This is a genomic window from Paenibacillus sp. Marseille-P2973 (assembly GCF_018101095.1).
In the GTDB taxonomy this organism is placed as follows: Bacteria; Bacillota; Bacilli; order Paenibacillales; family Paenibacillaceae; genus Fontibacillus; species Fontibacillus vini.
The window spans coordinates 169,582-189,691 of sequence record NZ_JAGQEH010000002.1 but is presented as its reverse complement, the minus strand read 5'-3'; the positions used below and the strand labels follow the sequence as shown (position 1 = coordinate 189,691).

At 44.5% G+C, this 20,110-nt stretch carries 23 protein-coding genes; 3 read left to right on the top strand and 20 right to left on the bottom strand.

Features of this window, described 5'->3' with window-relative positions:
- Nucleotides 1–71 precede the first annotated feature (71 nt).
- Complete coding sequence (locus KB559_RS04310) at nt 72–704, top strand: glycoside hydrolase family 11 protein (RefSeq protein WP_211020489.1); 633 nt, start codon at nt 72–74, stop codon at nt 702–704.
- Between the two features lie 128 nt (nt 705–832).
- Nucleotides 833–1,675: a formylglycine-generating enzyme family protein gene (locus KB559_RS04305; RefSeq protein WP_211020488.1), complete on the top strand. Its 843-nt coding sequence runs from the start codon at nt 833–835 to the stop codon at nt 1,673–1,675.
- A 176-nt stretch (nt 1,676–1,851) separates the two neighbouring features.
- On the opposite strand, the gene KB559_RS04300 is transcribed toward KB559_RS04305, so the two are convergent.
- The 4 genes from KB559_RS04300 to KB559_RS04285 form a co-directional block, all read right to left on the bottom strand.
- Entirely contained in the window at nt 1,852–3,798 is a 1,947-nt protein-coding gene (locus KB559_RS04300; protein WP_211020487.1) for an ATP-dependent DNA helicase, read from the bottom strand.
- A gap of 181 nt (nt 3,799–3,979) precedes the next feature.
- Complete coding sequence (locus KB559_RS04295) at nt 3,980–4,276, bottom strand: putative quinol monooxygenase (protein WP_211020486.1); 297 nt, start codon at nt 4,274–4,276, stop codon at nt 3,980–3,982.
- A gap of 13 nt (nt 4,277–4,289) precedes the next feature.
- A complete protein-coding gene (locus KB559_RS04290) occupies nt 4,290–4,928 on the bottom strand; it encodes a nitroreductase family protein (protein ID WP_211020485.1) in 639 nt (212 codons plus the stop codon).
- Nucleotides 4,929–4,970: 42 nt separating this feature from the next.
- Nucleotides 4,971–5,354, bottom strand: a complete 384-nt coding sequence (locus KB559_RS04285) for a MarR family winged helix-turn-helix transcriptional regulator (protein ID WP_211020949.1) — start codon at nt 5,352–5,354, stop codon at nt 4,971–4,973.
- A 266-nt stretch (nt 5,355–5,620) separates the two neighbouring features.
- On the opposite strand from KB559_RS04285, the gene KB559_RS04280 reads away from it, so the two are divergent.
- Nucleotides 5,621–6,376, top strand: a complete 756-nt coding sequence (locus KB559_RS04280; protein WP_211020484.1) for a YheC/YheD family protein — start codon at nt 5,621–5,623, stop codon at nt 6,374–6,376.
- Between the two features lie 66 nt (nt 6,377–6,442).
- On the opposite strand, the gene KB559_RS04275 is transcribed toward KB559_RS04280, so the two are convergent.
- The 16 genes from KB559_RS04275 to KB559_RS04200 all read right to left on the bottom strand — a co-directional run bounded on the left by KB559_RS04275 (nt 6,443) and on the right by KB559_RS04200 (nt 20,085).
- On the bottom strand, nt 6,443–7,096 hold the full coding sequence (locus KB559_RS04275) for a response regulator (protein ID WP_211020483.1): 654 nt from the start codon (nt 7,094–7,096) through the stop codon (nt 6,443–6,445).
- A complete protein-coding gene (locus tag KB559_RS04270; protein ID WP_211020482.1) occupies nt 7,093–7,932 on the bottom strand; it encodes a sensor histidine kinase in 840 nt (279 codons plus the stop codon). Before KB559_RS04270 ends, KB559_RS04275 begins: the two co-directional genes overlap by 4 nt.
- A gap of 87 nt (nt 7,933–8,019) precedes the next feature.
- Nucleotides 8,020–8,568, bottom strand: a complete 549-nt coding sequence (locus tag KB559_RS04265) for a TlpA family protein disulfide reductase (protein WP_211020481.1) — start codon at nt 8,566–8,568, stop codon at nt 8,020–8,022.
- Nucleotides 8,552–9,307: an ABC transporter ATP-binding protein gene (locus tag KB559_RS04260; protein ID WP_211020480.1), complete on the bottom strand. Its 756-nt coding sequence runs from the start codon at nt 9,305–9,307 to the stop codon at nt 8,552–8,554. The genes KB559_RS04265 and KB559_RS04260 overlap by 17 nt, the downstream gene beginning before the upstream one ends.
- Entirely contained in the window at nt 9,300–10,121 is an 822-nt protein-coding gene (locus KB559_RS04255) for an ABC transporter permease (RefSeq protein ID WP_211020479.1), read from the bottom strand. The genes KB559_RS04260 and KB559_RS04255 overlap by 8 nt, the downstream gene beginning before the upstream one ends.
- Nucleotides 10,122–10,126: 5 nt before the next feature.
- A complete protein-coding gene (locus KB559_RS04250) occupies nt 10,127–10,672 on the bottom strand; it encodes a nitrous oxide reductase accessory protein NosL (RefSeq protein ID WP_211020478.1) in 546 nt (181 codons plus the stop codon).
- On the bottom strand, nt 10,669–12,099 hold the full coding sequence (locus KB559_RS04245; RefSeq protein ID WP_348772882.1) for a right-handed parallel beta-helix repeat-containing protein: 1,431 nt from the start codon (nt 12,097–12,099) through the stop codon (nt 10,669–10,671). Before KB559_RS04245 ends, KB559_RS04250 begins: the two co-directional genes overlap by 4 nt.
- A gap of 220 nt (nt 12,100–12,319) precedes the next feature.
- Complete coding sequence (locus tag KB559_RS04240; protein ID WP_211020477.1) at nt 12,320–13,312, bottom strand: BtrH N-terminal domain-containing protein; 993 nt, start codon at nt 13,310–13,312, stop codon at nt 12,320–12,322.
- Nucleotides 13,309–13,878, bottom strand: a complete 570-nt coding sequence (locus KB559_RS04235; RefSeq protein ID WP_211020476.1) for a PadR family transcriptional regulator — start codon at nt 13,876–13,878, stop codon at nt 13,309–13,311. Before KB559_RS04235 ends, KB559_RS04240 begins: the two co-directional genes overlap by 4 nt.
- A gap of 128 nt (nt 13,879–14,006) precedes the next feature.
- On the bottom strand, nt 14,007–14,993 hold the full coding sequence (locus KB559_RS04230; protein ID WP_211020947.1) for an aminoglycoside phosphotransferase family protein: 987 nt from the start codon (nt 14,991–14,993) through the stop codon (nt 14,007–14,009).
- A 285-nt stretch (nt 14,994–15,278) separates the two neighbouring features.
- Nucleotides 15,279–16,436: an NAD(P)/FAD-dependent oxidoreductase gene (locus KB559_RS04225; RefSeq protein ID WP_211020475.1), complete on the bottom strand. Its 1,158-nt coding sequence runs from the start codon at nt 16,434–16,436 to the stop codon at nt 15,279–15,281.
- 5 nt (nt 16,437–16,441) lie between these two features.
- Complete coding sequence (locus KB559_RS04220; protein WP_211020474.1) at nt 16,442–17,173, bottom strand: methyltransferase domain-containing protein; 732 nt, start codon at nt 17,171–17,173, stop codon at nt 16,442–16,444.
- Entirely contained in the window at nt 17,163–18,317 is a 1,155-nt protein-coding gene (locus KB559_RS04215; RefSeq protein ID WP_211020473.1) for a type III polyketide synthase, read from the bottom strand. The genes KB559_RS04220 and KB559_RS04215 overlap by 11 nt, the downstream gene beginning before the upstream one ends.
- 180 nt (nt 18,318–18,497) lie before the next feature.
- Entirely contained in the window at nt 18,498–18,782 is a 285-nt protein-coding gene (locus KB559_RS04210) for a hypothetical protein (RefSeq protein WP_247681571.1), read from the bottom strand.
- 14 nt (nt 18,783–18,796) lie between these two features.
- On the bottom strand, nt 18,797–19,525 hold the full coding sequence (locus KB559_RS04205) for an NAD(P)-dependent oxidoreductase (protein ID WP_211020472.1): 729 nt from the start codon (nt 19,523–19,525) through the stop codon (nt 18,797–18,799).
- Nucleotides 19,526–19,752: 227 nt separating this feature from the next.
- Complete coding sequence (locus tag KB559_RS04200) at nt 19,753–20,085, bottom strand: winged helix-turn-helix transcriptional regulator (protein ID WP_211020471.1); 333 nt, start codon at nt 20,083–20,085, stop codon at nt 19,753–19,755.
- Between the last annotated feature and the right edge of the window lie 25 nt (nt 20,086–20,110).

The window sequence follows — 20,110 nt, the reverse complement described above, 5'->3', positions numbered from 1 at the left end:
CATGCCAAGAAGGATCAGGTAGGTAAAAGGTAGGTAAAAAGTAGGGACAAAAAAATTCAGGAGGTAATGACATGATCAAGTTTAATAGGAAAGTCTTGACGCTAGTATTAACGGTTGCAATGAGTTTCAGTATGTTTGCAATAACCGCAAGTGCGAACACCTATTGGCAAAATTGGACCGACGGCGGCGGGACGGTAAATGCGGTCAACGGGTCCGGCGGCAATTACAGTGTTTCATGGCAAAATACCGGGAATTTTGTTGTCGGCAAAGGTTGGGCTACCGGATCTCCAACCAGAACCATTAACTACAATGCCGGTGTCTGGGCACCGTCAGGCAATGCGTATTTAACACTCTATGGGTGGACGAGAAACTCGCTCATCGAATACTACGTTGTCGATAGCTGGGGCACCTATAGACCTACCGGAACGTATAAAGGCACCGTGACTAGCGATGGAGGCACCTATGACATATATACCACGATGCGGTACAACGCTCCTTCTATTGACGGCACGCAAACCTTCCAACAGTTCTGGAGTGTAAGACAATCGAAAAGAGCGACCGGAAGTAACGTCGCCATCACTTTCAGCAACCATGTGAACGCCTGGAAGAGTAAAGGAATGAATTTGGGAAGCAGTTGGTCTTACCAAGTGTTGGCGACTGAGGGATATCAGAGCAGCGGGAGTTCAAACGTAACGGTGTGGTAACGGGTTAATCTTTGATTTTGCTGGGGCCGTTTGGTCTCACGGCCAACGGCCTCCATTCATTTCAAAAGCCCCTCCCCTTCTTACTACCGGAATATTGCTGTTCCCATCATTTTAAAGGAGATCTGTCGATGAGAAAGCTACTCTTTTTACTGCTGATCGCTATAACGCTTGTTGCCATCGCTTGTTCCCTGGACAAGCAGGATAAGGACAATTCCCTAGTATTCGTCGAAGGCGGAACCGTTAAAAACACAAAGTCTAACTTCTATGGAAAAAGCATCAGTTTATCGAATTTTTATATCGGAAAATACGAGGTGACCCAAAAAGAATGGGTTGAGGTCATGGGAAGCAATCCATCCCAATTCATCGGCGATGATTTGCCGGTAGAAATGGTAAGTTGGTATGACGTTGTGGAGTACTGTAATGCAAGGAGCATAAAAGAAGGCTTAAAACCTTATTACAATATAGATAAGAGTTCAAAAGACCCGAACAATAAGAGTGAGAACGATAATTTAAAATGGACTGTAACGATCAATGCGGAAGCTGATGGATACCGCTTACCGACGGAAGCGGAATGGGAATATGCCGCAGCCGGAGGCCAAACGAGCAAAAGTTACACCTACAGCGGAAGCAATAAAGCGGATGATGTGACATGGTACTGGAGAAATACCGGTGATAAATACCTGAAGGGAGATTGGAATTGGCCGGTCATAGAAAACAACCATAACCAGACAAAATCCGTCGGGCTCAAGAAACCCAATGAATTGGGGCTTTACGATATGTCAGGCAATGTCAGGGAGTGGTGCTGGAGCTGGTACGGAGAGAATATGGATAATGACGCCGGTTCCTTCCGAAGTGTTAAAGGCGGTGGTTGGATTGGCGACATCGGAAGCAGTGAGATATCATTTCGGGGCAAGTTTGAAGCAAACGGCTTTGGTCCCGATCAGGGCTTTCGCGTGAGTCGCAATGGGTAAACGGAAGAGATGCAACTCCAGGTTGAATACTCGTTTTTGACCGCAGACGGATTGTACTAAAAGAAAAAGGCTCATGACGTTTAATGCCATGAACCTTTATGGAACCAATGATTTTGTATTCTGCTAATCACATCTATCGTTGTACGCTCAATTGCCGCCCTTCCGTGTTGCATGGATTATGACTTCAGCTCAACGCCCTTGGGAAGAACGGATTTCACTTTGTCCCTTACCTCAGGATGGGTCCGCAATTCTTCGCCCAGTAGTACGACGATACCGGAGTCGTCCCGCGAGCGGATCAGACGGCCGATGCCCTGGCGAAGCCGCAGCAGCATGTAAGGCATGTCCACCTCATTAAAGGGGTCGGTTACAGCTTTTCGCCGGGCGTTAAATACAGGGTCATGCGGCGGAAAAGGCAGCGACCAGATAATCACGTTCATGAGCGACGGCCCCGGAACGTCGAGACCCTCCCAAAGGCTGACCGCACACAAGACGCTTTCTTCCTCCTGCTGGAATGCCGAGATCAGATGGCTGATTTCTCCGTCGCCTTCATAATAGAACGACATCCCAACCAGCTTCGGTTCGGCCTTCACGTGTTCCTTGAACAAACGAAGCTCTTCTCGGGTCCGGAAAAGAATGAGTGCTCTGCCACCCGTTTGCTGAAGAAGCCGTACCGCCTCCTTCATCTTCCCGTCGAAGCCTTCGGAAAGATGCCATGTCGGTGCCAGTACCTCCATTTGCTCCTGATAGGCATAAGGTGAATCCACTGAAAAGGACAGGAAGCTTTCAACGCCAAGACTGTCCGCCATATAACGGAAAGAGCTGTCCACCGACATGGTCGCCGAAGAGAAAATGACCGGCATTTTAAGATGAAAAACCTGCGTTTTCAACAGCTCTTTAACCGTACCCGGCATGACAGAGAGCATAAGCCCTTCCGGGCTGTCCTCCACCCAACAGATCACCGTTGATTCCGATTGCTCGAACAGGAGGAGCGCTTTTTGCATCATTTCCATATGTTCCTCGACGATGCGAAGCTGATAATGGTCCAGCGTATACAGCTCACCTTCAAAGACAAGCTCCTCTTCTATCGCCGAAAGCAAGTCACGGAACCGTCGCACTTCGCTGAGCAGCGTTTCGTTCAAGACGATTTCTCTGCGGTCCGATCCCGCAACGGAATGATTGTATCGTCCGAACGCATGAAACATCACTTCGCTCTGCACGATTGAATCATCGATCAGTACGGCCAGAGATTCGCGGATTTCATTTTGCAGGAGGCGCGTAATTAATTCTTCAAAGGTTGCATGCTTCATTTTATAGCCGAACGCCTTCATGGCCGCCGATTCCAACAGATGTCCCTCATCGAACACAACGGAGGAATGCTCGGGCAAGAGCGGTAGCTGTCCCTCCCGTTTGCGGCCATCATAGGTCCAGACATGCTCCAGATAATAATCATGCGAGCAGATGATGATATCGGTAGAGCGCCGGTAATGATCCCGGGACAATGTCTGGCCGCAGCGGTGACGGCGGTCGCAGGTGAAGCAGTCCTGGAAGGAATCCCAATTGATCGTATTCCACTGTTCGTCGTTTAACTGCGGATAATTTCTGCGGTCTCCGTAAGCATGAAATGCCTGCATTGGTGCGGAGGAATAGACAAAACCGGGCAGGCTTGCCGCGATTTCTTCCCAATTCTCATCTGCCTTGGCATGAATTCTCGCCTGATCCAGTTTCTTAAGACACAAATATTGATCCGGCGATTTACCTAGCCGCGCATCGATGTTCAGATCCAGGTGTCTGGCCAGCTTCGCGATATCACCCTCCGGTTTGACCAGCTGCTCAATCAAAGACTCATCCGCACAGGCAATGATCGCGGGCTTTCGTGTGTATCGTGCGTAACATACCGCATACAGAAGATACGCCAGCGTTTTCCCTGTGCCTACCCCCGCTTCGGCGAAAATCGTCTTTTTGTCGGCGAATGCTTTTTCCAATTGAAACGCCATATAGATCTGCTCGTCCCGAACTTCAAAGCCCGCTTCCGGCAACAGCTCGTAAAATACGTCCGCCACCCAGTCCGCAGCTTGCTGAATAAATGGTGTTCCAGAATCATAAGTAAATGGGTAAGATTCCACGTGTTTAACTACCTCTGCTTTCTTGCTCCTAAGGTTCAATTAATTTCTCATACCTAGTCGTTCAATCTTTAAAAATTCCAGCATATCATTGTCATTGATCTCGCGCAACACTGGCATAAAAAAAGGCAACCGTTTCCGGCTGCCTCCCTTATTATATTCAGCTATCCCTTTTGATCATAAATTATTTAATGATGGGCTGACCTGCAAAAGCTTGAGCCTGTAACGGAGCTGTCAGGAATTTTGCTGCTTGAGCAACGAACGCCTGAAAATGCCTGCTTGCATTGTGAGCCGCTACTGCTTCTTGGTCTTTCCACTGTTCGATCATGAGATAGGTATCATCCTGATCCGTATCCTTCAGGAGCTTATACGATACGTTCCCTGCTTCCGCGCGGGATGCTTCAATAAGTTCTTGTACGGACTCCAGAAATTCCGCTTCTACTTCGCGATTAACTTTCATTTCTGCATGAATAATAATCATCGTAGTCAGAGCCTCACTTCCACTGCGCAATTCGGTCAATAGGAAGACGACTGGTCTTGCGCGGCTCTTTAGCCGCTTTACCTACGGAAATGAGCATAACCGGTACATAGCGGTCCTTTTCCATACCAAAGGCTTCAGCAATACGGGATTTGTCATATCCGCCAATCGGGTTTGTATCATATCCGTGGGCACGAGCAGAAAGCATAAGCTGCATGGATACCAGGCCGCCGTCAATAAGAATCATTTCGCGAAAAGCCTGGGCCGGGATACGGCCGAAAAGATCAGTATAGTTAGCCATGATTTGTTCTTTAATCTCTTGTGGCATAAAGCCCTTTTCCACATCAGTACTCATAATATAGTCAGCATTGTCAAAGGCGTTCATATCGCCGAACACAGCAATGACTGCAGATGAGGTTGTAACTTGGTTTTTGTTGCCTGGCGCAAGCTCTTCAAGCGTTGATTTACCTTCCGGGCTATCAATGACAAGGAATCTCCATGGTTGAAGATTAACGGACGACGGGGCCAAAGTCGCTTCTTCCAACATTTCGGTCATTTCCTCGCGGCTAATTTTGACCGATGGATCGTATACGCGCACAGAGTGCCGGGTAGAAATAATTTCTTTAAAATCATTGCTTAGGGTAGTTGCAGTCATGTTATTCTCTCCTAATCTCTATAGTTAATTGGTTTTACTGGTTTATTTCATTTGTTGAATCTGGCTGTTCAGCTTCTGCAGAGCTTGAATTAATCCAAGTCGTTCCGATTCCGTGAGGTCTGCCTGCAATTCCTCCAGAAACCGCTCTTTCTCCTCTTTAAACTTCACTACCTTACTCCTGCCTTCCTCGGTCAGTTGAACTAACGTAATCCGGTTGTCGCTCTCCGACCTAGTCCGCAGAAGAATCCCTTCCGCTTCCAATTGCTGAACATGGCGGGTCACTGCAGCTGGATCTATAGACACGGCTTTCTGCAGATCCGACTGGCTAATTTGGCCACCCGTCAGCTTGCAAAGGAGTTCGAGCCGGTTGGGACTAACTCCAGCACATCTTTCAAACCGGGTCGCAATATGCTTGTTTAAATGCATAAGCAAGTAAAGCAGATCATCCGTATGACATGTAGAGATGATATTAACCTCCTTCGACTCATTGACCCATCAATGGTTGATGGGTCAATGATAAAACATTCTTTACAGAAAATCAAGAACTTTTCCGGAAAAGTAGCTAATATTAATTTCAACTTATTTTTATATAAAAATGGTCGTAGGCTTATATACTGGTTCAATGCCATCAGGGTGACTCGTTCGATTTTTCCGCATATGCTAATCAAAAATAAGAGGTGATACTCTTCATAATGAAATACAGAAGCAGCACGATCAAGAGTAAGTGGACGAAAACCCAATGGTTGCTTAAAGATAGCTATATTAAAAAGTATATCCCAATCACCTTACCCTTTAACAAAAAAAATCTTTCCAGCATGCTTGCCGACTACACCACCGTCTTCTTTAAGCCCACAAATGGATCGGGCGGAAATAACATTATTCGTATCAGTAAAACCGCCGGTGGCTACCAAACCCAGTTGAACACAACTAAAAAATCGTACTCAACTACAACGCAGTTGTATCGTGATCTGAACCGCTTTGCGGGGACCAGACCTTATCTTTTGCAAAAAGGAATTCGCTTAGCTAAAAGTAATGGAAAGCCATTCGATGTCCGGGTTATGGTTCAGAAAACCAAACAAGGAACTTGGACCAGCACCGCCCTCTTCACCAAAGTCGGCAATCCGAAAAAGGTAGCCACCAATTATAATCAAGGCGGCACTATCGGAACATTCCACAATACAATGAATGGTGCCAAATTCAGTTCCGCCTTCACTCCACAGCTCGAGTCGGATCTCAAAAGACTTGGCGTTGCCGTTGGCAAAAATTTTGATCGAAATTATAAAGGATTCAAAGAACTCGGTCTGGATGTGGCAATTGACTCCAAAGGTAAAGCCTGGATTCTGGAAGTGAACACTCGGCCGCAAATATACCCGCTTAAAGCATTAAAAGATAAGAGCATTTATAAAAAAATTCTGTCTTACGGGAAGCAATATGGACGTTATAAATAGCGAAAGCTATCCGGATTAGGAAATAGGAAGCCGCATTTTCCTGCGGCTTCCTGATAAGAAGTCTAACTATTCCTTTTTATCTCTACGGGAGAGGAGCCCCTGTTCAAACGCATAGCGTGTTAACTGGACTCTATTTTGAAGTTGCAGCTTTTGAAGTATGTTCTTCAAGTGATTTTTGACGGTATGCTCCGAAATCACCAGTTTTTCTGCAATTTCTTTATTGGTCAGGCCATCCGCAACATTACTTAATATTTCTTGTTCTCTAAACGTCAAAGATTCATCAACTTCTTTATTATTAGCAAGTGATACATCCTTTAAAATTTCAAAAGCAAGCTCCCGGCTTAAAGGAGTTTCTTCATTCACGATGGAGTTTAAGTACTTGATCCAGGTTGAGGGTGCCAGATTTTTGAGCAGATAACCTTGCGCTCCTCGTTTTAAAGCTTCCAAAAGATGAAACATGTCATCCGAAACGGTGATCATGACAATTTTCACGTAAGGAAAACGCAGCTTGATGCGCTGCGTTGTTTCCAACCCATCCATGTCAGGCATTTGAATATCCATTAATATCAAATCAGGCATCCATTGTTCCGTGAAATCTATAGCTTCTTGGCCGCTTGCGACAACGCCTACAATTTCATACCTGTCGTCCGTAGCAATGATTTCACATATCGCTTCCCTTGCATGGGCATGGTCATCAACGACTAATACTCGTGTCTTCAATCCTCCCCTCCTCCTTTTTGTATCTCAAGTGTTGTCAACGCATGATGATTAAAAATTCGAAGCTGCCATTTCATATCTTCTGCACGATCCTTCATAATGTTCAAACCGTAACTTTCTTTTGAATCTATAATTTCTTCTCGAAATCCATCTCCATTATCTTTAATGGTTACTACCCACCCCGCTTCATCTCCTTGTGCAACAATCCAGCCCTTCGATGCACGAGCGTGCTTCTGGATATTTACAACAGCTTCACGAATACAGGCTAATATTTCAATTTTTTCCTTCGGAGTCATAACATTCTCTTTAATGTTCCAATCTAATTCGATTGGAATAAGTACTTCATCAGCAATTTGCTTGACTTTATCTTCTAAAGTTTCCTTCAGAACAACTTCACTATTGGTATTGGTCGAATATTTAAGGTTCGCTATGGCTTGTCTTACATATCTGTTCACTTCATGAACAGTCTTTCGAACTGCATAGACTGCGTCTTCATGCTTATTTCGATCTGTTGTAAATTCAAGTTGATCAACCTTAACGGATAGTAAAAAAAGCGACTGGGCTATTCCGTCGTGAAGCTCTTTGGCCAGCTGTTCACGCGCCTGGAGCGCTGCCTTTTGTGCCCGCTCAGCCTGAAGTTCTTGTTGAATCTTTTCCAGTTGAGAGAACAATTGGTTGAGAAGAGTCACACTAACAAGGTATACTAAAATTGGCGTAAGCCAGTTCCCCAAATCCATGGAAATGTACGGCATTAGAAATTGGTGTCGGACATATTCCCATAATCCTACTATCAAAGTCGGTACGAATAAAATCATCCACTTGATTTGTTTATAAGTCACGCCCGAACACTCCTCAAACATCTAATCTATATTTATATTTATATCAAAGCATATCGTAATCTCAAGGAAAAGAGGATTAAATTAAATTTAATCCTCTTTTGCGGTTTCAAGATAATTATACAGTTGATTTTCGCTGCTTATTTCACCAATAATCGAGTGCGCGATGTTACCTTCCTTTTCAAGGATATAAGTAACCGGCAAGCCTGTAACTGCGTACATTCCTGATATTTTACCGGTAACGTCAATAATGACAGGGAAATCGAATTGATGCTGGGTCAAAAACTCATTCACGGTTCCTTTGGATTCCCCAACATTTACAAACAAGGTTACGACATCGGAATCGCTATCTTGGAATACACGATTAATGAGCGGCATTTCGTTCACGCAGGGTCCACACCAGGACGCCCAAAAATTGATCACAACGAACTTTCCGCGAAAATCTGAGAGTGTGACCTTTTCTCCAAGTGTATTTGTAGCTTGAAAATCAGGTGCGGTCGCTCCGATACTCAGACGTTCGGTTGATGCTTTGTCCTCATTCTTTTGACTTGTGGATACAACAACCCAAATAACTGCTAATAATGCAAATAGGCCGATGAAAAAGGTCAATCCAAATCGAAAATTAATCTTCATTTTCATCTTTTACTTTCTCTTTCTTTGTGGTGAGCTCCATACTATACTGAAATGCTTTATGTAAAGGAAATTCACCAAACAACTGACTGTACTCCTCTACTGAACCCTCACCGCAGTTTTGTCCTTCATTCAAAAAGATGACATAGTCCGCCAGTTCTTCGGCAATATCCAGTTGGTGGGTGGAAAAGAGAACCGTCTGCCCTTCCGTTTTAACGACTTTCACAAGGTTCACAAATTCCTTCATCCAATAAGGGTCAAGACCATTGGTCGGCTCGTCCATGATCAGCAATGCGGGCTTGGACAGAATGGCTTGTGCAAAGAGGACGCGCTGCCGCATCCCTTTGGAAAAAGTGCTGACCAGTTTGTTTTTTTTATCAGCCAGACCAACAAGGCTTAAAACTTCATGAACCCTTTGTTCAGGCGTTTTACGTAATGAGGCCCAGAAAGACAAAATCTCTTGCGCCGTCATTCCTTGTGGAAACTGAAAATCATCAGGCATATAACCGATTTGTTCAGCGTACTTTTTCCTGTTATCTTTCCATTGTAGCCCATTAACTACGATTTCCCCGGAGGAGGGCTGAAGAATCCCCGCAACCATGCGCAGAACGGTGCTTTTTCCTGCCCCATTACCGCCGCATAATCCAACAATACTACCTTTTTCAAGTTCAAAGGAAATATTCTGAACAATCTTTTGACTTTTTATCGTTTTATATATATTTGAAGCAATAACAAAGGGTTCAGACACAGGACCTCCTCCTTTCCCAGATCCAGCAAACGCATGTTAAGGTGAAAAGCAGCCAGATGAAGAAGAGGACAAAAAATGAAAAACTGCCGCCAGAACTGTGAATCCAGCTTACCCATTTGTAATATTCAGGTCCAAGAACAGCGCCGCCCCCAAGCTTGATCACGACAAACAGTCTTACAAATTCCGCTGGATTTAAGAACGTGAATATAATGAGAAGCGGTTTGATCCATAAGTATGGAAGCAGCCCCAGGACAGCGATTAAAATCGTCGGCCAAGCAATGACCGTAAAGAACCAGATCATGACGGATATCGTCAATGCTTGCCAACGATTTTTTGCCAAAGAGCCGATCCATAGCGCGATCGTTAAGAATAGTAGAACCAGTCCGCATGAAAATGATAAAAAGAGCAAATATGTATTAATATCGAACATTTTACCAATCAGTGCGGTAATTAATCCTATTAATCCATAACCAAAGGAAATGATAGTCAACAATACGGCGGACAAACCGATGTACTTGCCCAACATAAAGGAGATTGTCCCCAGTGGATAGGTAGATAGCAACTGCCAGCTTCCCTCTTCTTTTTCGGCGGTTAATGAGAAGGATCCCAGAAATAGTGACATTAAGGGAAGTAAATATAAGGTTAAACTTAACATCGAACCTGTAACACCGGAATATCCGCTGATCTCATTTTGAGAATTGACTAATAATAAACTCAGGCTGAACACGGAGAACAATATTAAAAATGAATATGCCCAAGGATTTCTAAATCCAATTTTTATTTCTTTCTTTGCAACTTGCAGCATATCCGACATAATGATCAATGTCCCGATTTGTCTTCACTCATATTTTCATCATGGGTGTGGGAATGATCATGGCCTTCTCCGTCGCTATGCATGTCCATCATGTCATTACTTTGTTCCCATGTATGGTTAGCGAGTTCCTCCGAGCTCAGCATTTGGCCCACACCCTGCTCCTGAATAAATTGTTCCGCGGATTTTTGGTCTTTAAAACTTATAAGCCCATATGCCATAGGCGTACGAATGGAGGCGTCATAGACATAAGCTGCTTTGCCGTATTCGATCCATTCTTTATCATTGTAGTCACGGACATACGCCATTCCGATTTCACTGGTGCCATTTTTCGATTTCCATTCATTCATGCATCCGATATCGTCAAACTTGAGGCTCTTGCCTTCCTTCGTTACGATTTGGGTTGCAAAAGCATCATCCTTGACCTGCATGTTACAGATTACGCATACATCGACATCCTCATTGATAGCTTGAGGTTGATACGTTTTCTTTCCACAGCCGGTGATGGCAATTAAGACTAAAACTAAACTCAAAGCAAAGATTCCCTTTTTCATGTTTTTTGCCCCCTTGAATAGAGTATGGTTAATATGGATATCAACAACAGCATTGAAGAAACTATCATCAAGAAAACTTTATCTGGAAGCGGTTTGTCCTCAACGATAGAGTTCGATGTCAGTACGGGTTGATTCAGTTTCAGTCTCGGCGAACTGTCCGTGGTCCAGCTATGCTGATTATCTTGCTCATACATTCCGCTTAAGAAACTGATTCCAGGCGATTGAAAAAAAAGTTGAAAGGCCGGAGTTTCAGAAATTAAATTGCGGTAGAACGGGTTGATTGAATATTGGATATCGCTATTCCCATCATTGTTCATATCGAGAACCTGGGCAGTATCCCAAAAGTTTTGCTCAATTTGATTTGATTCGCTATCCATTGCTTCCGCCTCAATAACATTGGCAACAAAATCATTGTCATGAATGAAGTTTTTCTCTGCGTTTACAAATTGGATGCCTACAAAATTTCTGTAAATGGAGTTGTTTCTCAGTTCGTTTTGACTGGAACGTTCAAGATAGATTCCGACACGGTTCCCTTCAATATCATTCTTTTCAACGATAGATCTTTGAACGTCATAAAGCAGAATGCCTTGCGAATTTACATTGTTCCTTTGCTTGACGAAGGAGTTGTCCGAAACTACTACATCGCGTACACCCATAATCATTGCTCCGGTGACATTGTATTCGCCGATATTTCCGATAATTTTTGTTCCATCAATATACATGCAATGAATGCCATAACGTGATCCCAATATTTTGTTTTTAAAGATGTTCAAATCCTTGCTGTTATCCAGATAAATTCCGTCCCGCATATTCACGATCCTATTGTTTTCGATTCGGGTATCACTTGAGTTGAAAAGGTCAATTCCATTTCCCTTCTCTCCTAAGGTGGAAGGTCCTTGACTACTATCCCAAGAGATCAAGTTATCTTCCAATACGCCATCAACGGAATCGCGTAAAAGAATTCCATATCCGCGTGTTGTGATCTTTAAATTTCTTAAAACGACTCCATTTGCTTGAACTGAAACGGCTGTGGATTCTTCGCCTGTTTGCTTTTGTAAGACTCGGATTCCCTGAACGGTTACCCCTTCAGCTTGTATGGTTATTGCAGGTTCAAGAGATTCGTTGATTAGCGAAACACCCTCCAAGGCCTGAATAGTTAATTTCTTATTAATCAAGATTGGTCCGGAAAATTCCGCATCCGATAACACAATGCGTTCCCCAGGCTTCGCCCTGTCGACAATTTCCTGAAGTGAAGGAATAGATCCTTCATCAGCATCTACTTCTGTTAAATCCCAAGATAGATTAATTAATATAGCTGCAAAAGCAATGCAAATGAATGGGCTCTTTCTTATAAATGTATATTTTAGGTTAGTGAAATGGATAGTTATCCTCCTTTTCAGTAGAGTATTTTTAATAATTCTCTCCACAAAAAGAATAAATCAAACCAATACGGTATGATATAGCTCATTCGAGTGATATTTTTCATAGATATCAAATTTATTGTGAATGTTATGTGACATGACTAACATGCGAAGTTACAAGCTTAATCATGCTCGCAAAAAAGAAAAAGCAACCGTTACCGGCTGCTATTTCAGTAATATCCCAGTTATTATTTTTTTGCAAAATACACGCAGTGGAATAGCTACTTTAACTGATTCTGGATAGTTGATTCATCGCCTCATATTCTTTATTTGATAATTCCAAAAGAAGATCTGAAGCCTGATTTAAACATCGTATTTCTTGGCTTTCCCCGGCTTTTCGGATCAGTTCAGATACCTCCTCCCACATTGGAGCAATCTCGGAAAAGAGATCATATGCATTTTGTAGTGGAGCATAATCAAATATAGTCAAACACTCCTTTAAGAAGTCTCTGTACATATTTCTAAAGAGAGAACCCCCGGTTCCTCCGCGTTCCATTAAGGTAGCTGTTAGTACTAAATCATCTTCGATGTTTTTACTTCTTTCAAGCCATTTATTGATCTCAACACTTGTTTTCTTAATACCTTTATAGCCCAAATTTTTGATAGGCGGGTTAATATAATCATTAGCGTTCTCTAGGATCGCTTTTATAATCACATTTCTTAAATCAGGTACGTCCTCTATTTTCCGGATAGTATAAGATAGATTTTTTGAAGACATTTGGCCTTTTTCATTTCTTGCTAATGCCAAATTCTCAAGACTTGTTTTTACCAAACCCTCCATTCCGCCCTGTTGTCTTGTGTCAACTAAATACGCATAATGATCGTCATATCCATACATGGCGACATAATGGCCGGCAAAATGCACCTTGTTCGTGAAATAATCCAAGTGGTAACAGTCAAGCTTTAATCCTACTATATTTCCTTGGTCTACGTTCTCCTTAACATTTTCCCATGCCTTTTTCGGGGATGAAGTCTCTTTTACTTCCATCTGAAGATTTAAGTTGTTGACAATATTACGGGTCAGCAGATCAGGTTTAATCCTTCCCCCGATGAACGGAAAGTCCATATTTTTCATATCCCAATAAATAAAGCCCAACCCTCCGCCAATACCAAACAACATCGCCTCAGACAGTTCAATTCCTAAACTTTTTAGCAAGGTTCCGGTAGCTGTGGTTTCACAGTGTTCGCCAGAAAAAGGAGAGAAATTCTTTATGATCATTCATCCATTCTCCTATCATCATTTATTTCTAATAAGTCCTTGATTAAGATTTCCATAAACTCAATTTCATGTTTAATTAGCAAAAGAGGATGTCTGAATAATGCTTGAACGTGCAAAGGCAGTCTTAATCCGCCTTGTGATTCAAACTTTTCATTAATGTTGCTAGCAACATGAGTAAGGAAATCATTTCTCTTTTGAAGTGCTGTCACAACTTCATTAGTGGTCAAGAACGGAATGGCTGCAAGAGCTAAATCGAATTTATTATCTCTTTCACGTGAAGTAGATAAGTACTCCAAGGTAATTTGTTTAAGTAATGCCACACCATGATTTGTTACTTCAAATTTCTTTGGCATGGGCCCTTTTCCTTGTTTGGTTGTATCTAAATAGGAATTAACAAGTTGCTTGTTGCTTAATTTTTTTAGACCGACATAAATAGAAGTAGTACCCATATCTACCCATTCCCTGTAACCCCGTTCTTTGATTAACTGATTGATTTCATAACCGGAAGCCTCCTTCCGCTCACAGATAATCTGTAAAAGCATAAATTCAACATTAGTAATGTCCATAAAAGTATCCTTCCATAATTATCCTATATTGATATATTACACCGGTGTAATATTACAGTCAATAAAATCATACAAAAACAACGACAGCCACCAGGCTGCCGCTGCTACATGTTCTTATTAAGTATCAATCATTGTTCATTCCGCATCTCAAAGATTTTCTGCAAGGTAAGAAGATGCAGTGTTCTTTCGTCATTCGTTTCTTGAAGTTTGTTTCCTGATGCTGCGTCCATAAACCACTCTACAAGCCTGTATCCGAACATAAGTAAAATCATCTCATAAATGCAGTTATCCGCTATGTGTGAAATATCCGCATATTCCGAAAAGCCTTTGTAATACGCCGGGATACATCTATGGTAGTATTCAACCATGTGTTCAATATCCGCTTCGTCCGCGATAAGACTTGCCATATCTTCGCCTAGATAGCCCCAACCCGTAGTATCCCAATCGATGAGTGTAATTTTACCGTCCGAATAGATTAAGTTCGTTACCCAAAAATCTCTGTGGCACAGTACGATGGGCAGTTTTCCTATACGATTGATTATTTCGTCAGAGCTTTCATCAATTTCGATGAGCATATTACATATGTGTTTCGGAATTTCACAATCGTCGGAGCGTATATAATCATACACTCTATTCCATGACCGATAATGAAAATAGAAGTTCTTCATATAATCCACTTTGCTCAGGTTGGTCATGTTCTGCAAAAAAGCAGGCTGTTCGGCATATAACTGACCTTGGAACCGTCCTAATCCCTCGGCTGCATGTTCATACATATCGCCAGTCAAGTCTAAGCCTGATATACCCTCGATATACTCCATCCAAATCTGGGTTTCGTTTTCTTCTTCGCTCATTTCAGCATGATAACATTCAGGCCAACGAAACGATTCGGAGAACAGAGCACCGAAATTGGATTTATAAAAATCATATTCCCTGCGCCAAGATTGGGGATCGCCATAGCGTTCCCACTTCTTTTGCGTTTTTACTACGATTTTATAGGGCAATGTCCCGCCGTCAGCGGTTTTTGCATTGCCTGATACAAGTTGTACCTCACCCACTGTTCCGCCATGTAACTGTTTGGTCTGGAAATCAACGTGAGCTATTTCTGTATTAAGCATTTTGCTTAATACCTGTGTTAGAGTTTCGGCTATTATATCGTTAATAAAGAATTCCCCCGATCCATTTATCAATGTGAAACCTGCATGTGCCGTTAGCACCCTTATCGAATTATCCGGTATAAGGATCTGATTATTTAAATCATAGCTGACATGCAGACCATGATGAAAGGCAGACAATTGTTTAAATCGTTTATTACCTTTTCCGTGAGCCCGACATATGAAAAGGAAGGCTGTCGAGATTTTCTCGACAGCCTTCCAACTCCGAATAGTTGATGTTATATTTCTTTATTCCAGCGGTTCCATCGGCTTTAATCTTGTCGCTCGGAATAAACTGTTTTCCAGCAGAGGCGCCAATCGGGCCGCGCTTGGCACAAGCTGATGAACGACAGGCTTGCTCACAAGCCATTGCAGCAGGCTGCCCCATCTTAATGGACTGGCGAACTCCTGCTGGATCACTTGCGTATATCGTTGTTCCCATTCCAGAAGTGAAATGCATCCCCGCAAATAACTGTCGGCGAGCGGAGCGCATAAAGCAGCGGAGCGCAGCGCCATCGACATGCCGTCACCGCACAGCGGAGCGATCGTCGCGGCGGCGTCGCCTATTCGGGGAAGCCCGTTCCATGGCGATGGCTTATACTGAAGATAGACGGGAGCAATGGCAGCTTGCGAATCAGGGACAGGCACAGCTGTCGCTAGCCGCTCGGCGAGTCTCCGGTTGCGCTGAATCGCTGCTTCCAGAATTGACATCACCGATTTGCCCGTCTTCCCAAATTCGCTGCGGTTCAACAGCGCCGCAGCATTTACACGGCCATCATCAACCGGACATAACCCTAAATAACCACCTTGGAAGAAGTACATTTCAATCACCGGCCCCATCCTTAATCCAGCATAATGAGTTTTAACGCCAATGTAAGCTTGCTGGCGCGAAGCGGCTGCATCGGGACGATGTCCTGGATTCGCAACCCGTGAATTCGTTCCCCAAGCCGCAATGACAGCTCTGGCATGGAACAGGTTCGTATCCGTTCCCCGTTTCGTTCGGACGATATAACCTTCCCCATGCTGTTCAACTCCCGTAACCGTGGTCGATAGGTGCAGCTGTGCTCCAGCCTGCATCGCGGCTGAATGCAACGCCTCATCCATTCTGTATCGGCTAAGTCCCCAGGCAGCACCAGGGACCGGAAGCTCAATTTCACGGCCCTGCTCGAAGATGAGCTGTGCCCTTTCAATCCGCGTTGGATTTAGAGATTCGAGCGAATCGGTTAATCCTAGAGCGTTCAGCGTGCTCTGCGCTTCTGGCGAGAGGAATTCCCCGCACACCTTATGACGCGGGAAATTCCTCCGGTCAATCAAGGCCGTATCCCACTGCTTATCCGCGAGTGCCTTAGCGATACAGCTTCCCGAGATTCCTCCCCCGAGAACGACGACATCTACAGAATGCTCCAATTCGATCATTCCCGTCCGCTTAAGTATGAATCAGGCTTACCGATTACGACGGCATAACGAAACAACGGCCGCCATGAATACAACATCTGATTGATTCCCATTGCTTGCTTAAGACGCTTCCAATCCTGCGAGCGGAAGCCTTTCGCCACGGACAAAGGTCCGTCATTCAAGATATACTTGTTCGATGAAATCGCCCGGGTCGCAAGCCATACCGCTGTCCAGGCGATCCAGTGCCGATGGATATCATTTACGACAACGCCAAGCCGAGCCGCCCGCAGCAAGCTTGCAACGGCATGGGGCAGCTCTTCCTCTGAAAAATGATGCAGAAGCTGTGTGCCAGTCACGATATCCGTGCTCGCCTCAGGGAGTGTAAACAAATTGCCGCGCACAACCTGAACGCGCGGCTCATCCATATACAATTGTCGCGCTTCGGCGCAGGCTTCTTCCGTCATATCGACCAGTGTAATCATCACCGTAACGCCTTGCTTCGATGCCCATTGCAGAACGCGTCGATTCACATCACCGGAGCCGGCGCCGACGTCTGTAATGGAGAGCTGCTTCGGTTTGCCCGCCTCGCGCCACAGCTGTTTTACTCCATATAGTGTTGGCGCGCTGGCCGCGAACAGCCTATTTAAACGGCGAAGTTCGCGTAATGCCTCACGAAGCTCCTCCCCGCCACTTGTGAAATCGTCCATCAGTTCAGCCGCCGATGCCCGCTGATGCAGTTTAGGAAACATATTCCGTATTCTCCGTACTGAGCTTGGATGGCACGTCGGAAGCAACGTAAGTAATTTTGATCATCTCCGCCGTCAAACCTGGTCCGAAGGCTAACGCAAGACCGGATGCACGCTCCGTACCTTGCTCCTGCAGCTGTTCCCTCATCTTCTTCAATACAAACAAAATCGTTGCGGATGACACATTTCCAATCTCTCGAAGGACACCGAGACTTGGCGCAACCTGTTCATCCCTTAGACCATAATTCGATTGCAACGCTTCAATAATACCTTTGCCTCCCGGATGAATCGCCCATAATTCAGGAGGCTCGTCCCCACCGAGATGAGCTACTTCGGCTGGAACATGATTGCCAATCAATCTCGGAATATTCGGGGACAGATATAGGTCGAACCCATCATTGCCGATCTCCCAAATCATTTCATCGGCGCTTTCAGGCAGCAGCACCGAACGCTCATCACCCAGTTGGTAAACATGTTGATGCTGCGAAGAGGACGCGCCGATTACGCAAGCCGAAGCTCCATCGCCGAAGAAAGATGCTCCGAACAAAGCTTCCCGATCCCCGGAAGGCTGAATATGTAAGGTGCATAGTTCCACGCACACAATCAGTACGTTCGCCTTCGGATCTCCGGACACCAGCTGCTTCGACAAACATATCGCCTTCATCCCGGCTGCGCATCCGATGAAAGTAAGTGGAATTCGCATGACCGAAGGCACAAGCCCTAGCTCTCGAATCAAGGCCGCATCGATACCCGGAAGAAATTGCCCGGTGCAGCTAACCGTGATCAGATGTGTAATCTGATCTGCATCCATCTTTGCATCTGCTAAGGCCGCTCTCGCGGCAGATGTAGCGAGAGGGACAGATTCCCGTTTATAAACTGCCATCCGTTCAGCCGTTGACGGTACCATCGAAGAATCTTCTTGCGGCAAATAACGGCATACCGATGCTTCCAGCAAAAGATCAGGCTCGCATGTATAGCGGCTTTCGACACCGCACTGTTTGAATATTCTTCTGGCCCAACGGCCTGAATCCGGGTTATTACTCAGCGCGTCAACGATCCGTCGTGCCGTATCAGCCTGGTCCATCCGATAAGGCGGCAACGCGGTGCCGATTCCAGTGATAGCAATCATAGAACTTACATCTGCCATAGCAACATTACCTCCTTAAAATACATTAGCGGCTTTAACTTCAATTCAGTGGCCCGTCAATTTTATTCCAAGCCGTTCTCATCAGCTTGCCCATCTTATGAACATGACAAAACCAAGACCAATAGCCCGTGCTGGGCACGGGCTCTATAGGCGGAATGATCTTGAATAACTTCGGCATCATTAAAATGGCTTGACGACCATAAGCAGCGATAAAAGAATTGATACATTTAACCAAATTTGGGATAACCCCATCTTGGTGGTGATCATAAGGCCAACCCCGGTTATACCAAGGACAACTCCGCCAATTTTAAGCAGGATCGCAAGTTTGGTCGTTATACCTAATGTAAATTGCATCTGGCCGACAGTTCTAGCGGATCTTCGAATAAAAGGCATCAGAAATGCGGGTCCAATGATAGCGATCGAAGCCGATATATGCAAAACGAGCAGTACACTAAACAAACCCATAATCCCCATTCTCCTTAGCGCACCGGAATATTATTTAGATAGGCTAGACCGACCCTTTTTCTTTTAAACGGTCCTCCGAGATCAATGTGGTCCAGCATACACTTTGCGACATCGTCATAAGCAACATTTAACTCCTGAAATCGGCTGAACAGGTAGCCGGCTATTTCTGCCTCGGAATATTCCTTGATTACCTCAGGAACCGGAACGGGAAGGATTTCCGTTGTTACATGTAGATTAACTGGACCAGGATGCTCTATTGAATCGATCATGGTTCCCGGACACATCACGGACCAATCGAGTTCAGATCTTTGCAGCCTTTCGAAGTTCCGGTTATGATTTTTGTACTCGGGAGGGAAGCCGGGTAAATTGTTGCCGATCAGCTCCGTATGCGGAATATTCAAGAGACCGGCGCCCCCCATCACCCATACCCGGCCGGAGAAACTTCGCTGGGATTCGCATTGGCTTACAATATTATCGACGATACGGACAAACTCTTCTCCTTGGCCCGCATGACCGGCTGCAATAATAGCGGCGTCTTGATGCGCAAGTGCCTCACTGACGCTGACCGGATCCAAAATATCATCTTCAATCACTCTCACCCGACTTGAGGCGAGTTCTCCAAGTTGATCATAAAGCTTCTCGGCATTTCGCACGAAAGCGGTCATTTCATGTCCTCTATTTATTCCTTGTACCAGCACTCTTCTCCCTGTATTCCCCGTAGCTCCGAAAACAATAATTTTCATTGTTTTACCTCCTCTTTAGTAGCCCCTAATATTTGGTTAATGCAAGCTTAGCATCGCTTCCAAATGATGTTAAGAACCCACTAATAAGTGGGATACTTACTTAAAAGTAAGTTTTACGGGGCATAAGGGATGATCAGGAAAAAAAGGAAACCAAACAAAGCTGCCCGGCATCTCCTGGCAGCTTGTTTGGTATTGTTTTAAATTCGTGAAGAGTTTACATACCAGCTTTAAGAGGCCGGCTCTTCATATTTCCGCTTATTGTGATTTTCTCCCCAAGCGCACATCACTTCAGCTACTGGAATTAAAGTTCTTCCATACTCACTGAGCGAATATTCGACTTTTGGAGGAATCGAAGGGTAGACTGTTCTATCGACAATGCCTTCCCGTTCCAAGTCCCGGAGATGTTGGGAAAGCATTTTTTGTGAAACATTAGGAATAAGCTTCTCAAGATCGTTGAATCGCTTCGTTGATTCTATTAAATTCCATAAAATCATGGGCTTCCATTTGCCGCCTAAAACATGGATGAGCGTCTCCACGGGACATTCACGCTGATGAATCATCGATAAATTATCCCCTAAGTTAAGA

Coding starts and splice junctions, on each gene's coding strand:
- KB559_RS04210 (WP_247681571.1), bottom strand. CDS start 18,782: ATGGGTTTGTTTAGTGTACTGCTCGTTTTGCATATATCGGCTTCGATC.
- KB559_RS04305 (WP_211020488.1), top strand. CDS start 833: ATGAGAAAGCTACTCTTTTTACTGCTGATCGCTATAACGCTTGTTGCC.
- KB559_RS04250 (WP_211020478.1), bottom strand. CDS start 10,672: ATGAAAAAGGGAATCTTTGCTTTGAGTTTAGTTTTAGTCTTAATTGCC.
- KB559_RS04205 (WP_211020472.1), bottom strand. CDS start 19,525: ATGAAAATTATTGTTTTCGGAGCTACGGGGAATACAGGGAGAAGAGTG.
- KB559_RS04230 (WP_211020947.1), bottom strand. CDS start 14,993: ATGCTTAATACAGAAATAGCTCACGTTGATTTCCAGACCAAACAGTTA.
- KB559_RS04265 (WP_211020481.1), bottom strand. CDS start 8,568: ATGAAAATGAAGATTAATTTTCGATTTGGATTGACCTTTTTCATCGGC.
- KB559_RS04235 (WP_211020476.1), bottom strand. CDS start 13,878: ATGGACATTACTAATGTTGAATTTATGCTTTTACAGATTATCTGTGAG.
- KB559_RS04295 (WP_211020486.1), bottom strand. CDS start 4,276: ATGATTATTATTCATGCAGAAATGAAAGTTAATCGCGAAGTAGAAGCG.
- KB559_RS04310 (WP_211020489.1), top strand. CDS start 72: ATGATCAAGTTTAATAGGAAAGTCTTGACGCTAGTATTAACGGTTGCA.
- KB559_RS04290 (WP_211020485.1), bottom strand. CDS start 4,928: ATGACTGCAACTACCCTAAGCAATGATTTTAAAGAAATTATTTCTACC.
- KB559_RS04255 (WP_211020479.1), bottom strand. CDS start 10,121: ATGTCGGATATGCTGCAAGTTGCAAAGAAAGAAATAAAAATTGGATTT.
- KB559_RS04220 (WP_211020474.1), bottom strand. CDS start 17,173: ATGTTTCCTAAACTGCATCAGCGGGCATCGGCGGCTGAACTGATGGAC.
- KB559_RS04280 (WP_211020484.1), top strand. CDS start 5,621: ATGAAATACAGAAGCAGCACGATCAAGAGTAAGTGGACGAAAACCCAA.
- KB559_RS04285 (WP_211020949.1), bottom strand. CDS start 5,354: ATGCATTTAAACAAGCATATTGCGACCCGGTTTGAAAGATGTGCTGGA.
- KB559_RS04240 (WP_211020477.1), bottom strand. CDS start 13,312: ATGATCATAAAGAATTTCTCTCCTTTTTCTGGCGAACACTGTGAAACC.
- KB559_RS04215 (WP_211020473.1), bottom strand. CDS start 18,317: ATGGCAGATGTAAGTTCTATGATTGCTATCACTGGAATCGGCACCGCG.
- KB559_RS04200 (WP_211020471.1), bottom strand. CDS start 20,085: ATGATTCATCAGCGTGAATGTCCCGTGGAGACGCTCATCCATGTTTTA.